At 41.9% G+C, this 14,085-nt stretch carries 14 protein-coding genes and 1 pseudogene; all 15 read right to left on the reverse strand.

Features of this window, described 5'->3' with window-relative positions; genetic code table 11:
- Positions 1 to 138: 138 nt before the first annotated feature.
- Positions 139 to 1,959: a glycosyltransferase gene (locus IQ237_RS05505; RefSeq protein ID WP_194053139.1), complete on the reverse strand. Its 1,821-nt coding sequence runs from the start codon at positions 1,957 to 1,959 to the stop codon at positions 139 to 141.
- A gap of 185 nt (positions 1,960 to 2,144) precedes the next feature.
- Positions 2,145 to 3,074, reverse strand: coding sequence for a glycosyltransferase family 2 protein (locus IQ237_RS05510; protein WP_194053141.1), 930 nt, complete (start codon positions 3,072 to 3,074; stop codon positions 2,145 to 2,147).
- A complete protein-coding gene (locus IQ237_RS05515) occupies positions 3,074 to 4,003 on the reverse strand; it encodes a bifunctional 2-polyprenyl-6-hydroxyphenol methylase/3-demethylubiquinol 3-O-methyltransferase UbiG (RefSeq protein WP_194053147.1) in 930 nt (309 codons plus the stop codon). The genes IQ237_RS05510 and IQ237_RS05515 overlap by 1 nt, the downstream gene beginning before the upstream one ends.
- 92 nt (positions 4,004 to 4,095) lie before the next feature.
- Positions 4,096 to 6,033 (reverse strand): N,N-dimethylformamidase beta subunit family domain-containing protein, encoded by a 1,938-nt coding sequence (locus IQ237_RS05520; RefSeq protein WP_194053148.1) that lies wholly within the window; start codon positions 6,031 to 6,033, stop codon positions 4,096 to 4,098.
- Positions 6,008 to 6,184, reverse strand: coding sequence for a DegT/DnrJ/EryC1/StrS family aminotransferase (locus IQ237_RS05525; RefSeq protein ID WP_309225677.1), 177 nt, complete (start codon positions 6,182 to 6,184; stop codon positions 6,008 to 6,010). The genes IQ237_RS05520 and IQ237_RS05525 overlap by 26 nt, the downstream gene beginning before the upstream one ends.
- Positions 6,130 to 7,326 carry a DegT/DnrJ/EryC1/StrS aminotransferase family protein gene (locus IQ237_RS05530; protein WP_228019717.1) on the reverse strand — a complete coding sequence of 399 codons (1,197 nt, stop codon included), beginning with the start codon at positions 7,324 to 7,326 and terminating at the stop codon, positions 6,130 to 6,132. Before IQ237_RS05530 ends, IQ237_RS05525 begins: the two co-directional genes overlap by 55 nt.
- A gap of 55 nt (positions 7,327 to 7,381) precedes the next feature.
- The gene (gene rfbC, locus IQ237_RS05535) at positions 7,382 to 7,948 is read right to left on the reverse strand and encodes a dTDP-4-dehydrorhamnose 3,5-epimerase (protein ID WP_228019719.1); all 567 of its coding nucleotides are present in this window, start codon (positions 7,946 to 7,948) and stop codon (positions 7,382 to 7,384) included.
- A gap of 118 nt (positions 7,949 to 8,066) precedes the next feature.
- Positions 8,067 to 8,786, reverse strand: a complete 720-nt coding sequence (locus tag IQ237_RS05540; RefSeq protein WP_228019721.1) for an acetyltransferase — start codon at positions 8,784 to 8,786, stop codon at positions 8,067 to 8,069.
- Positions 8,779 to 9,753, reverse strand: coding sequence for an SDR family NAD(P)-dependent oxidoreductase (locus tag IQ237_RS05545; protein WP_194053149.1), 975 nt, complete (start codon positions 9,751 to 9,753; stop codon positions 8,779 to 8,781). Before IQ237_RS05545 ends, IQ237_RS05540 begins: the two co-directional genes overlap by 8 nt.
- 45 nt (positions 9,754 to 9,798) lie before the next feature.
- On the reverse strand, positions 9,799 to 9,945 hold the full coding sequence (locus IQ237_RS26130) for a hypothetical protein (RefSeq protein WP_228019724.1): 147 nt from the start codon (positions 9,943 to 9,945) through the stop codon (positions 9,799 to 9,801).
- 7 nt (positions 9,946 to 9,952) lie between these two features.
- Positions 9,953 to 10,420: pseudogene (locus IQ237_RS05550) on the reverse strand (helix-turn-helix domain-containing protein); the annotation flags it as partial.
- A 37-nt stretch (positions 10,421 to 10,457) separates the two neighbouring features.
- The gene (locus IQ237_RS26625) at positions 10,458 to 10,592 is read right to left on the reverse strand and encodes a hypothetical protein (RefSeq protein WP_255512621.1); all 135 of its coding nucleotides are present in this window, start codon (positions 10,590 to 10,592) and stop codon (positions 10,458 to 10,460) included.
- Positions 10,580 to 11,686, reverse strand: coding sequence for a DegT/DnrJ/EryC1/StrS aminotransferase family protein (locus IQ237_RS05555; RefSeq protein WP_194053150.1), 1,107 nt, complete (start codon positions 11,684 to 11,686; stop codon positions 10,580 to 10,582). Before IQ237_RS05555 ends, IQ237_RS26625 begins: the two co-directional genes overlap by 13 nt.
- On the reverse strand, positions 11,683 to 12,789 hold the full coding sequence (locus tag IQ237_RS05560) for a Gfo/Idh/MocA family protein (protein WP_194053151.1): 1,107 nt from the start codon (positions 12,787 to 12,789) through the stop codon (positions 11,683 to 11,685). Before IQ237_RS05560 ends, IQ237_RS05555 begins: the two co-directional genes overlap by 4 nt.
- Before the next feature lie 72 nt (positions 12,790 to 12,861).
- Entirely contained in the window at positions 12,862 to 13,374 is a 513-nt protein-coding gene (locus tag IQ237_RS05565; RefSeq protein WP_194053158.1) for an acyltransferase, read from the reverse strand.
- Positions 13,375 to 14,085: the final 711 nt, after the last annotated feature.

Here is a 14,085-nt window from a genome sequence, read left to right on the forward strand (position 1 = left end):
CTGTTGATAAAATGGCATCTTATTGCGAACTAAAGCCATCATTTCCAAGACCAATTTTTGACACTCATTCATAGAAACTATCCAACTAGAACCATACAAAAGATAGTAGTAAATTGCATCCGACTTATTGTTAATATCCTAAATTTTTGAGATATTTCTGATAAGAGTAATTGCAAAATATCGTATTTTTAATTTCAGTCTTTTTTTTAATCTGACTATAAACTTATTTCCAAAAGGATAAGGATTCAACATATATACTATTTCAGAAATAACAGGTAAATTTGTGAACCAATTAAGATGAATAGCTGTTGCTTGCTTCACTAATACTTCGTTATTCCTATCATTAGCATTCTTTGTCTGGTTGAATGAGGAAGCCTGTAGGGTCAAATATTTTGTCAACATTTCTGCTAAAGCTAACTGTTGGCATGAATTCAGCATAATACAAAGATTCTCAACCCATTTATTGAAGCTAATGCTGGGTAATTGATGAATAGTATAGCGATACCTTAGTTGCTCATTTTGCAGGAAAGGAGGTATATTTCCTCCATGTTTCAAGAAATTAATAATCCAGCGCGTGTGATCAAGTTCAGGATGACTAAGACAGGGAAATTGGTTACTATGCTTCACAGCCTCATCAAATTTACCTAAACAAAGAAGGGAAATAATGCAATAAGCCCACTCTACTGGATCAGGGTCAAAGGCATTGTACTGTTCAAGAGTGTACTGAATTGGTTGCATAATCCAGTCGAGCGCTGTTTTCGCATTTCCTTGATAAAGGTTACATAGTGCAAGTCTGAATTTTGTCTCAGGCATCGAATTCATATCTAAGCTTTTTAGATATAAAGCTTCTGCTTCGTCGTATTTACCTGCCCAAAGTTTTTCGTCTCCTTGTCGGAGAAGCACAATATCTAATCCATTACAGATAATATGAGAACTTCTAATTCCTGATGATTTTTCTACTACAATAAGCGGCTCAAAAGGGTTTGTTTGAACAATATTTTGATTTGGTTTAAGATTCTTATATAGGTTAAACCATTGGAAAATTTGATCTCGCTGTTTCAATGTGTGGCGAGAGTGAACTAATTGATAACCAGAATTGGTAATTCTCTCAAGCTCATCTATATGTTGAAACAGATAATCTAGTTTTGCTAAAATATCATGTTCATCAGCAAAAACACAATTTTCCATATCAATGAAGCCCGCAGCTTCAAGACTTGGAGATTTTTCTGTAATTAAACAGGATTTGGAAGCTGGAATTTCAAAATGCTTACGAACAATTTCCTTGACCACAGTACCACAACTTGGCACGATCCAAGAAGCATTTATCGTACGAGCATATTGCTCCCCATATATTACTTGCCATGGGGTAGATCCAGAACTGTAACTATGTGGACAGATGAGTGTGGGGTAATATTCAAAAATGAGGCTGTGGATTTTTTGCCGCCAAGGATATAATCCCGATTTTCCACCAGTTAAAAGAACTGGTATTATTTTAGATTCTCCATAATCTCGATATATATCAGCATCTACAAAATTTGGACAAACAAACAAGTTATCAGCTATTTCCGGTATACGTTCGGCCGCAGTAGTGCAAATAGAGAAGATAGTTTCTATACCCCAATGCTCCATATCGGAAAGAAAGCCAGCTCTAGCTTCACACCACGAATCTGCATTATGAAAGCCTAATTTGGGAATTTCTGGACAGGCTTGAATATTTGTTATTTTCAATTTTTGACAAGTTTTTTGTTCAAGACCGCTTAACATTTCAAACAGTGTTAAGTCTGGCTGGTACTTATCACATATTTCCTGATAGTCACAATTCTTCTGAATCACAATTACTTCAAAAAACTCTGATAAGCACTTAACGTGATGTTGTCTAAAAATATGCATAAATTCAGGTAATTTCTCACCAAATCTATATTGAAAAAATGCGAGTTTTGGCTTAATAATCTGTTTCATATAATTACTTGTATTATCCTTTGCTAATTTTTGAATTGCATCTTCATGAAATTTTAGACTAATAAAGTATTACTAATGGCCAAACAAGATAAAATTGATCCTCTATTGATAATAACTAAACGTGGGTTGCATAGCTATCCCATGAATTTTGAAAAATTGCCTAATAATGTTAGTTACTAAACAAGTTAAGTTTGGACAAATTGCCGAACCTTGCGATAAATATCTTTAAAACGAAAAGGCCACCATAAAAGAGATAGAATTCGATAAAATCGAGCAAAATTTTTATTACCAGCCAATTGATACCGATTTGCAATGTTTCGGTAATGGTGAGCCACAATAGGCGGACCTAGCTGCTTGACAATTTCAAAAAAGTGCTTATTAAATACTTGTCTATAACCTTCAGCCTCACGCACCATATCTTGAGAGATGGTGTCATCGCCGCGACAATCATAGATAAATGTAGGCTCTGCTACAAAACTAAAAGGATAATATTTTGATAATCGAATAGTAGTATCCCAATCTTGATGAGAAATAATTTGTTCATCCAAATAATCAATTTTCTCAAGTGCTTCTTTGGCAATTAAAAACCCTGAGAATAACAGTCCAGGATTTGTCAATAGATCACGGTAGACGTAACCACTTAATGATGGAGATCCATAAGTAGTCATGCTTTCATCTTTTTTTATAGCTATGCATTTGGAATGTACAACTTTCACTCCTTCATTTCGAGCAGTTGACATTCGTACTTCCAGACTATTTGGAGTGAAATAGTCATCCGAATCTAAAAAAGCAATCCATTCTCCTTGGGCAGCCTTAGCACCTGTGTTTCGAGCAGCCTGAGCGCCTCGATTAGTGTCATGACAGAAGTAACGAATCCTGGGTTCTTCTTGAGAAAGGGAAGCAACGACTGATTCTGTGTCATCTTTAGAACCATCATCAACAACAAGAATCTCAAAGTCTTGATAGGTTTGTCCCAGGATACTTCGTATCGCTCTCTCAATTACGTAACCGCGCTTGTAGGCCGGAATGACAACAGATATAAGAGACATAATTGGATACAAATAAAAAGGATATTTTTTAGTATGCGCCCCTGAAGATAAGGTAGAAAAATTCACTACGGATCGTCGTGAATGCCGGGTGTGATCATTGATAAAGTCTTCTTTGTCAGGAAAAGCAGCCGACGAGCAGATCCAAAGATTGCCGTCTGAAATCGATTGTGTCGCAAGTAATCCAAGATCCCCACAGTGGATGCATTGAGTAGCGAACGATTGATTTTCTGATAGCAGTAGAAGGGTGGGATCTTTGGCCTCTGACGGAAACCAGATCGCCGAACATGACGTATCACTGGATAGTGAGCATCGTAGAGGTGCCACTGAGTCATAGCTGCTGGTTTGCGACTATCAACGTTGAACACTAGATACCCATCAGGTTTGAGACTCTCATGTAGTCGGCGCAAAACCGCAGGAATATCGGCAATATGCACCATAACATCGAATGCCGTGATCAGGTCGTATGTGTTAGGTGGAAGTTGGTCGGTTTCAAAATTGTAAAATGTACCATGTATTCCTCGGTGTTCAAACCGCCACCGCACGAAGTCTATAGCCGACTCTGAAACGTCAGTAAGAGAACTCTGCCAGCCGAGCGCATTGAAAAAGAGGCTAGCAGTTCCAGCACCGCAACCGAAATCGAGGTGATTACCAGGGGGCAGATGCTGTAGGGCGTGTGCAATCTTGACAGCATTGGGCTGATCCTGATTTGCGTGATACCGTAATGTGCCGAATAGCCAATATGACTGGGTCTGATAGAAGCGGTAGAGTTCCTCATGTGTCGATTGCCCTGTCTTAAGCCACTCCTCAGTTATAATCTCTGCGGAGTGTTCGCATATCCAACGGACTTTCTCAGGAGGTAGCCCAAAGAACCTGCTGAGTTCATCGATGACCCCTTCGTGCGGGTCGGTAAAGCGATCGCCAGTGAGACAGTGATGCCAGATGTCAACAAGTTGCTGATAGGTACGTTGTGTTGTGCAGCTTGTAACAATGTCCATATGTGCGTCTCCTGTACCCCATAATTAAGTTTTCTACTCAATTAATTTTTTGCCGTTTCAGTCCAATTTTCAGCACTTTTCACTGCTATAAATCAGCGTAAAACAATCCCAACAGATGGGGTTTGAGGTTTTGCTCCCATGTCAGCGAACACATTAACTGCTATCTGCTGCGCCCTGGAATCAACACGAGGATTCGTAACTTTTGGGCTATTTAAGCCAAAAATCCACAGTTTTTTCATCTTTCTCAGCCAATTTTTCATCCTTCTCAGCCAATTTTTTATCCTTCTAAACCAACTAACACTTTCCACAGGAGGACTTACAACCCAGTCGCTATCAAGACCCCATACCCACTGAATTGAGCCAGTTGAAAAGACTTTGGCACCACTGGCTGCTGTATAACGTACTGCATTGGAGATATTGGGGTTTGTTCCAGGTGGAAGTGGAGGCAATATGCTGTTAGCTTGGACTGGTGATTGGGACAGAACAACGAGTCCAGGTGGGGTGAAACCATTACTTAAAAGTGCATCCCACTCATAACCCACCAACCCCCTGAGCTTGTCTCCATTCTTGAGTCCAGTATTGGCATAGTAAGGATCGGCAGCATTGCTAACCACGAAGTCATATCCGCGATAAATATTACCGTGATCTGATACGTACCCAACTCCCAGTAAGGCATTCTCCGGTCGATTGACTTCAGGGCTACGGAACAGCGTGGTTGCGGCTACAGGGTTTGTTTGAGCAATGGGGTCAATTGAGGCAGCGGTACCAATCCCAGAAATATCCTTATAGATAGTCATCACGCGATTAGCTTGTCCACTACTGGAAGGGTCAAACCGGATTTGCCAGTAGGCAGTATTGGCCGAGAAGGAGGCCAAGTTGATGCCATTGTCTCTGGCTTTTTGGACGTTATTGCGCTCATCCAGCGACCAGTACTCATCGTGACCGACCGAGAGGAAGATATTATGAGAATACAATTGCAAAGGATTGATACTTGCGTCTAAATTCGTGTAATATACTACATCATAGCCCTGGGATTCCAGCCAGCGCGTCATGTTGTACTCCCATGCCAGCATATTATTACAGTTGTATCCATCAGTGTTCGTCAGCCCTAAATTAGCAGCAGCATAGGGACGGTCAAAGGACACCTGGTAAGCTCGTTTACCTCCAATACTAGTAGCGTCGTATACGCTGTAACCGCCATAATTGTTATAGGCTTGAGCCGTTGTCACGGCATCCTGGAAGCCCAGATCAGCTGGGCGATTATCATCTCGCAATACGAACTGGATGTAGTTTTGTTTGCCTGTTTCGCTATCAGTCAGCTTCACCAGATAGAGACCTGTATTCCAGTCTGTGTCGGTTTGCAGGGTATAAGAGGTATTCCATTTGCACTCGACAAGATTGGTACTAGCATTTGTTATGGTTAGACTTGTTTGAGTAACTCCATTGAGATCCGTCACACTGGTGATCAGCCTACCGCCTTTACCGTCGTAGTAACCCAAACGATAGACATCGAGTCTGTACTGTCCTGCTTGAGCTAGGGAGATTTTTAGGTTTAAGGCTTGTCCTTTGTTGATACTGGTTGCATCCCCATAGCCAGTAATCTCATCGTTTGTAGCCAGATTTGTAATTTTCCAAGCAGTTGTTCCAGCCTTTTGATTTTCCAGAACGATCGCATTTTGAGCCGCAACAGTCACCCCTGAACTGGTAACATATTTACCTCTGTCGAATGCATCTATGTAGCTTGCCAACACCCGCACCTGTTGTCCGAGTAAAGAATTAGTTAATGTCAGTGATTGCGCTGTTTCTCCAACAATATCAATCCAATTACCGTTTACTGATTGTTGCCATTGGTAATTAATGGTTACTCCTGTTAAACTCAAGCCATCATTGTCGAAAATACCTGCTGTCAAATAGTGTCCAACTGTAGCACTACCCCTGAGAAAAACAAGATAAGAACCTTCTTCTTGTTGACGATTGAGTAAATTAACAGTTGAGTCATACGACTTATGTTCGGGTTGTAGAGATATCATTATCGGTGATGCTTATGCTGTGTTGTCGCCAGAGACGAAATCGCCTGTCCCAGTCAGGGTTTTTGGTGGTAAGCATTCCACTGTCACCCGTGGTAATTACCTTGCTGGGGTTAAAGGAACAGTCGGCGATATCTTCATGTGGCTTGCTAATTTTTTTTCCTTGTCCATCTCAGAGAATTTCAATGCAGATCGGAGCGATTTGACTACAAGGTCTTGTTCAGCTTCAGTCAGTCCGACAAACATTGGCAGAAGCAGTGTGCGATTACAGGCCGCTTCGCTTTCTGGTAAAAATAGATTAGGTTGCTGACGACGATAGATTCCCTCAAGATGACAAGCAATTACACGTCTTGTTGCAACTAAATCTTTCGCCATTTCACTCATAACGAAAAGCTGGGAATGATTGGAGCGGAGTCGAACCGTAAACGACTGAAAAACGTGTCGGTATTCCGCAGGCTCATAAGGTAGCTCAATCTTGTCTTCTTCTGACAGTAGCTCGGCGTAGCGACTCGCCAGCCTTCTCCGTTCTGCGACGAACTCTTCGACCCGATCCATCTGGACAATACCAATTGCTGCCGCAATGTCTGTCATTTTATAGTTGTAACCAAGTTCTGGGTACTGTTCTAGTACAACATTGCTGCTTGTGTGCCGTGAAAGCATGGAAGCTGAAGCCGAATGTGCACGCATCGCGCGAAGTCGCATGGCAGCATCGTCGTCGTTTGTTGTGATAATTCCCCCTTCTCCAGTTGTCAGAATCTTGCGAGCGTCAAAACTAAACACAGTAAAGTCACTAATACTGCCCACAAATCGGTCTCCCACTTTTGCACCAAGCGAGGGAGCAGCGTCTTCGACGACGACAAGTTTGTGCTTGTGAGCAATTCGCTTAATTTCATCAAGGTCTGCGGCTAGACCCACCTGGCTCACTGGCAGGATTGCGGTAGTTCGTGGCGTTATAGCAGCTTCGATTAGACAAGAATTGATGTTGTAGGTTTGCGGATCAATATCTATGAATACTGGTGTTGCCCCTGCGTAAACAATTGCATTAGCTGTAGCGATAAAGGAATAGGAAGGACATATAACCTCATCGCCTGCCTTGACCCCAGCAGCAACAAGAGCCAGATGAATACCTGTTGTTGCACTGCTTACGGCGATCGCATGACGAGATCCGACATAATTGGCTACTAGCTGCTCAAATTTCTCAGTGCGTTTACCTTGAGCAATCCATCCTGATTGAATAACCTCCGATGCGGCATTAGCCTCAGCAACTCCTATACTTAACCGACTAATTGGAATCATTTTTCAAATACTCCTTTGATTAGCGTAGAACATCTATCAAGATTCAGTTAAGAGATTAAGAGAAGACAGATATTTCCTGGTAGGTTCGCAGACTGCTACCTAAGTTGCGATCGCGCTGCGACAGGATCGGGTTCTCAATCGGCCAAGGTACTCCCACCTCTGGATCGTCCCAAGCAAGTGTCCTCTCGGCATTGGCAACATGGCAATGACTACATTTGTACTGTACTTCGGCTATATCTGAGAGAACACAGAAGCCATGGGCAAATTGAGGTGGAATTAAAAACTGGCATTTTTCCGCAGCCGTAAGTTCAATTCCGTACCATTTGCCAAAAGTCGGGGATGAAACTCGAAGATCGACAATTACATCCCATATCTTGCCAACGGTACAGCGCACGAGCCGCCACTGTGGAGCCAGAGAGTCTTGAAAGTGGAAGCCACGCAGAACGCCCTTGGAAGACATTGAATGATTATCTTGAACGAAGTTAATGTCTATTCCGTGTTCGCTAAATTGCTGATGGGAATAGCTCTCGAAGAAGAAACCGCGTTCATCTTGGAAAAAATCTGGCTTGATGATCAATGGCCCTTCGATCTCGATTTTTGAGACTCGTATTTTCATCGGCATGGAACTGGTTCCTTTATTTTTCTATTCGTCAGAATTGACTAGACATCTCCAGAAATTAGGTTTTCGCCTAGACATATAAGGGTTTCAGATTTTTTTTGGAAATGTCTACTGAAACTGATTACGAAAGAGCATGGGCTGGATTTCCAACCACTGTTATTGAAGGAGGTACGTCTCGAATGACGTTTGAACCCAAGCCGATAAGTGCGCGATCACCAACTTTAATACTGTTCATTACACTCGTACCACTGCCAATGTAACAATTGCAGCCAATGGTAGTATTCCCCGCGATCGTGACGTTAGACCCAATCAGTGACCAATCACCCACGACTGCATCATGATGCACAACTGTATTAGGGAGTAGGCAGACGTGATTGCCGACAATGGCATTGCTCGTGATTACAACTCCAGCCATAATTAGTACATTAATTCCAACTGTAGCTAGGGGCGATATCCGAGCCAAGGGATGCACCACCTGGGCAAAGCGGGAAACAGGTATACCGAGAGAAGCTATAACACGTTCCCGTTCTCGAAACGACATCGGACCACCAGGCACGGCCAACACTTGTGCCTCTGGAAAACGATCCAATACCTCACGCCCAAAAACAGTGATACCAAAGCGATCAGAGTTCACCTTATCAGGCTCATCATCAATGAAGCCCAAGGGATAGAACTTAGAACCAAGACAGTCCAAGGCTTCAATGCCATTGCCATTACATGGAAAAATTAGTAAGGGGCGAGATATTATTCGTGCTGTCGCTTCTGATTGACCAATCCCAGGTTTAGCAATGGAGATATTTTCCATCTTCATGGTTTGCGCCACGCTATCGCTATCAGACATGGCTTGTTTCCTTTGTCAGCTTTTGTTTCTGCCACCAAGTAACCAAGCGAGATAACCCTTCTTCTAGAGATACCTGTGCCTCAAAGCCTAATAATTCTTTGGCTTTGCTCACATCTGCCAGTCGGCGCTGCACGGGGTTAACTTTACGTTCTGGTTTATATTCTGGTTGGAGATCAGATCTCATCACTTTCAGTAAACTATGGGCTAAATCATTTAAGCTAGTTTCTATACCACTAGCAATATTGAAAACCTCATCTGTGACATCAGTTTTGACTGCCAAGATGTTGGCTCTAGCGATATCTTCGATATACACAAAATCCATTGTTTGCTCACCATTACCAAAAATCAATGGTGGCTGATTCGTAAAAATTCGCTCCATCCAGCGAATCAATACCTCTGTATAAACACCGTAAATATCCATGCGTGGACCGTAGACGTTAAAATAACGTAGTGCTACATAATCCAATCCATACATTTCATAGAAACTGCGTAATAAGCCTTCATTAAAAGTCTTGGCAGCACCGTACAGAGTGCGGTTTTTGTAGGGATGGTGAGATTCCGTTGTGGGGAAATTTTCTGCCATGCCATAAATAGAAGCTGATGAGGCAGCAACTATCTTTTTTACGTCTGCTTTGACTGCTGCTTCCAAAACCTTGAAAGTGCCATCTGCTAAAACTTCTAAAGCCAGTCGTGGTTCTTCGGCACATTGGGTAATCCGAATGGCAGCTTGATGAAAGACGATATCCACACCTTGCATGATATCAGCTAGGAGTTGGCGATCGCGAATATCTCCTTCTACAACTACTAACGGTCCATGTGTCTGCGCCCAAGTTAGGTTATCACGACATCCGCGTGTAAAATTATCTAAAACAATAATTTCTGATGCTCCTTCCTTTACCAGTAAATCGGCAATATGAGAACCAACTAAACCTGCACCACCTGTAATTAAAATTCTTTTATTTTGCATATTCTCTACTACTGTTTGATATCATGCCCGGGTAATGACTTACGATTAAGCGCCAGTTTGCAACCACCAATGAAAACCCGTCAAACCACGAATTAAATCATGCTGTTGGAGTAAAGATTGACACCGATGAAATAAGACATCCTCTAAATCATCGAGTGTCTCAAAAGATTGATTAGCAATTGGTTCGTCCACCAAAGTGTTCAAAAGGGTCGCTTTTTGTATGAGACGGACGGGGTACTCTGAGCCTGAAAGTCATCTGCCGCAATATTTCCCATCCCCTCTGTCTGCTTATCTTTGTTCCTGTGACTTCACTCAACCAATCTGCTACCTTTCTCCCATTCCATAATCCTCCATCTGGTGCTTTTTCTTGTAACGCTTGCCATAAATGTGCCTGCTGGATATCATCTACTAGCGGCTGTGTACCTTGGTTTAACTGTCTACGATCGCCTAATCCTTCGATCCCTAACTCGTTGTATCTTTTTACCAATGCGTACATCCATGTTCTGCTGTAGCCAGTGATTTCCTCGATTTCTTCCGTTTTTTTGCCTTGCGCTACTAACCAAATAATCTGGTACTGACGGCTTTCTATCCCGTCTTTAGCTTGACGGTAACGTTTTTCTAACTCTTCAATACTCAGATGTGTGGCTACACTAATTCGTTTCGGCATTGGTCATCTTTGCACTCACCTCTTTTATCGTAAGCGATTAGCCGGACATGATATGATTGCTGTATTGATGGCGTAAATAGTCTGCCATTCCCAGTTCAAATTCTGGATCTGGTTTCAACTCTTGAGAACCATGTACAGCTTTAACTATCCTGTTCTGCATTAAGTCAGACATGGAATCCTCTCACAGATAGCATCACTCACAATTTCTATTTGCTCTGGAGATAGTTCTGCAAACATAGGCAGAGAAAGTACCTCCTGGGCTGCTTGTTCTGAATGGGGAAAATCACCAAGTTGATATCCTAAATCTGCGTAAGCTGGTTGTAAATGTACAGGAATCGGGTAGTGAATGCCTGTTTGAATTCCCTGTTCATGTAACTGCTGTTGTAGTGCGTCCCGTGACTGGGAGCGCACAGCATAAATATGGTAAGCATGATGGCTGTAGGGCATGACCTTCGGAGTAATCACGTCTGCTTTTGCTAGTAGTTGGTCATATTCTGCGGCGATCGCTCTCCGTGCCTGAGTCCATTTATCTAAATGACGTAATTTCACCCGCAAGATTGCTCCTTGCAAGCCATCCATGCGGTAGTTATAACCCTTGAGGACATGGTGATACTTACGTTTTTGTCCCCAATCCCGCAGCATCTCTATCTTGTGGGCGTATTCAGGATTATTGGTGACGATCATACCACCTTCACCATAGGCTCCCAAGTTCTTACCAGGATAAAAGCTGAAACAACCTAAGTCACCTATACTCCCAACTCTTTGCCCCTTGTACTCAGCCCGATGCGCTTGTGCGGCATCTTCAATGACAGTCAAACCGTAACGGCGAGCAATATCTAATATCGGGTCCATGTCTGCTGGCTGGCCATAAAGATGCACTGGCACAATTGCTTTAGTCCGTGGGGTGATGGCTGCTTCAATCTGCCTCACATCTATGGTGTAGGAAATCGGGTCTATATCAACAAAAACCGGGGTTGCACCAGTATAACAAATGGCTGCTACAGTGGCGACAAAGGTAAAAGGTGTGGTAATTACTTCATCACCAGGACTAATGCCAGCAGCTAATAATGCTAAATGCAGCGCACTTGTACCTGTATTCACCGCAATGCCATATTCAGCATCACAGTAGTGAGAAAACTCTGCTTCTAAAGCGACAACCTCACTTCCTAAAACAAATTGCGTACTGTCTAAAGCTTTGAAAACAGCGGCATCAATTTCGGTTTTGATGCTATTGTATTGAGCTTTTAAATCTACAAATGGAATCATGCTGCCACCTCTGCTAAGTCAAGTTCAATTAATCGACCCTGCTGTTTGATGGATTGGGTAGCAGCTTCCAAAATTCTCACTACTCTCAATCCCGCTTCTCCATCAGTAATGGGGCGATTGCCTGACTGAATACAATGAATGAAGTGTAATGCTTCTGTTTGTAATGCTTCTGTCATATCCAGTTTAGGAGACCACATATCACCTGTGCGATAGCCAACCAGCATTTGGTACACGTTTTCATGACTGCCATTCACAGTAATTCCTTTGTCGTATACCTTAATCTTTTCACTCGGCTCTAAATCGTCATAACAGATCATTTTTTGACTGCCACCAAGCAGTGTTCTTCGTACTTTTACTGGTGCGAGCCAATTTACATGAATGTGAGCTATCAAGTTATTCTCAAAAAATAATGTTAAGTAGGCAATGTTTTCTGGTTCACTAGGAACGTGGCTCATACCTGTGGCTGAAACGGCATGAGGTTTTGATGGCAACACATAATCCATAATCGAGAGGTCATGAACTGCCAAGTCCCAAATCACATTCACGTCGTGCTGAAATAATCCTAAGTTGACACGCACTGAATCATAGTAATAAACATCGCCTAAAACTTTTGTCGCTACCAGTTCTTGCATTTTCCGCACAGCACCTGTATAAACAAAGGTGTGGTCTACCATCAGCACTAAATTGCGTTTTTCAGCCTCATCAATTAGTCTCTTTGCTTGTTCAGAGGAAACAGTCATCGGTTTTTCTACCAATACGTGTTTCCCAGCTTGTAAAGCTGCTAAGGCTAAATCGTAATGAGTGGAAACTGGTGTAGCGATCGCGATCGCATCTATTCTGGGATCTGTAAGTAAGTCTTGGCTATTTGTTGTCAACTTGATAGCAGGATAGCGCGATCGCACTTTCGCCAGTCTATCTAGTTGAAAATCACTAACGGCTATAACTTCTGATCCTGGTATATCAGCAAAGCTGCGTACTAAGTTTGGACCCCAGTAACCATAACCAATGACACCTATTTTAACGGTATCAATTGTCTGACTTTGCTGGTCTATGAATATATTTGCATCAAAAGACTGCTCTAAATGAGCGCGAATATTTATCATTGGCTCAGAATATATAGGGGTTGCTGAGAAAGTCTTTTCTTGTAGGTAGGGAATAGGGAATAGGGAATAGTTTCAGCTATCTGTCATCGCCGAATTTTTTGATTTATTCAACCCAATAGGAACACAGCCGATCACACGAGCAGGTACTCCAGCCACAATTGTAAACTCAGGAACATTATGGGTAACAACTGCTCCAGCCCCAACTATAGCATTTTCGCCAATTGTTACCCCTGCCAGAATAGTTGCATTGCTGCCAATAGAAGCTCGAAGTTTTACATAAGTTTTATTTACCAACCAATCATCCTCAGTTTTCATACTACTATCTTCATTGGTAGCGCGAGGATAAAGATCATTGGTAAACATAACTCCATGACCAATAAATACTTCATCCTCAATGAACACGCCCTCGCAAATAAAAGTATGGGATGAAATTTTACATTTAGCTCCAACCATAACATTTTTCTGGATTTCTACAAAGCTGCCAATCTTAGTTTCATCTCCCACTGTACAGCCGTAAAGGTTAACAAGATGAGGATGAAAAATTTTCACCTTATCACCCAATTTCACATTATCATGTATAGCCATTTTTATTTACCTTAAATTACAAAGATTCATGATAAAATCTGACATTTTAGGTAACTTTACCCCAAATCTCCCAGCCTGAAAATAGACGGTGATTTTAACGAAGTGAGGAGACAGTTTTTGTAATTGTAATTTATCCCAAGATTCAAGAAATTTTGCCTTAGAGGGTGTTTGAAAAGTCATGATTGATATATCAAATATTTTACCTCTCCCTCACCCTCCCCTTGTCAAGCAGGGCTGTTTCATTCCCCAAAAGGTTCATAATGTCAAGATTCGATTTTGGCGATCGCTCTGATTTTCAGGGGGAAAATTTGTGATTTTTGAATCAATTATGTGAGGTTCACATCAATTTTGTTTCAAAAACTATCACTAAAAATATTGACAAATGTACCCTCCTAAAGGAATGAAACAGCCCTGCCCTGTGAGGGGATTAAGGGGGGGGTAAGAATGTGATAAAAATCACGAAATACCACTTTTAAAACATCTGCTTAAAAGGCGTTATCGTAGCGAGAGAAATTCCAGTTATATAACCGATTATTTCGAGATTTTTGTTAATATCTACCAGAAGATAGATAAAATTTATATTTCATTCAAGATACCGCTTTATTAGCAAATTTCTGCTCATATGATGTTGTATTTTCCTTTGGGAATGCAGCCTTAAAGCAAATTAAAAGGTAATTGCATTGAGGAGTCAATAGATAAATTACAGTTTCT

The sequence above is a fragment of the Sphaerospermopsis sp. LEGE 08334 genome, from assembly GCF_015207205.1.
GTDB lineage: Bacteria > Cyanobacteriota > Cyanobacteriia > Cyanobacteriales > Nostocaceae > Sphaerospermopsis.

Coding starts and splice junctions, on each gene's coding strand:
- IQ237_RS05505 (WP_194053139.1), bottom strand. CDS start 1,959: ATGAAACAGATTATTAAGCCAAAACTCGCATTTTTTCAATATAGATTT.
- IQ237_RS05515 (WP_194053147.1), bottom strand. CDS start 4,003: ATGGACATTGTTACAAGCTGCACAACACAACGTACCTATCAGCAACTT.
- IQ237_RS05520 (WP_194053148.1), bottom strand. CDS start 6,033: ATGATATCTCTACAACCCGAACATAAGTCGTATGACTCAACTGTTAAT.
- IQ237_RS05530 (WP_228019717.1), bottom strand. CDS start 7,326: ATGATTCCAATTAGTCGGTTAAGTATAGGAGTTGCTGAGGCTAATGCC.
- rfbC (WP_228019719.1), bottom strand. CDS start 7,948: ATGCCGATGAAAATACGAGTCTCAAAAATCGAGATCGAAGGGCCATTG.
- IQ237_RS05540 (WP_228019721.1), bottom strand. CDS start 8,786: ATGTCTGATAGCGATAGCGTGGCGCAAACCATGAAGATGGAAAATATC.
- IQ237_RS05545 (WP_194053149.1), bottom strand. CDS start 9,753: ATGCAAAATAAAAGAATTTTAATTACAGGTGGTGCAGGTTTAGTTGGT.
- IQ237_RS26625 (WP_255512621.1), bottom strand. CDS start 10,592: ATGTCTGACTTAATGCAGAACAGGATAGTTAAAGCTGTACATGGTTCT.
- IQ237_RS05555 (WP_194053150.1), bottom strand. CDS start 11,686: ATGATTCCATTTGTAGATTTAAAAGCTCAATACAATAGCATCAAAACC.
- IQ237_RS05560 (WP_194053151.1), bottom strand. CDS start 12,789: ATGATAAATATTCGCGCTCATTTAGAGCAGTCTTTTGATGCAAATATA.
- IQ237_RS05565 (WP_194053158.1), bottom strand. CDS start 13,374: ATGGCTATACATGATAATGTGAAATTGGGTGATAAGGTGAAAATTTTT.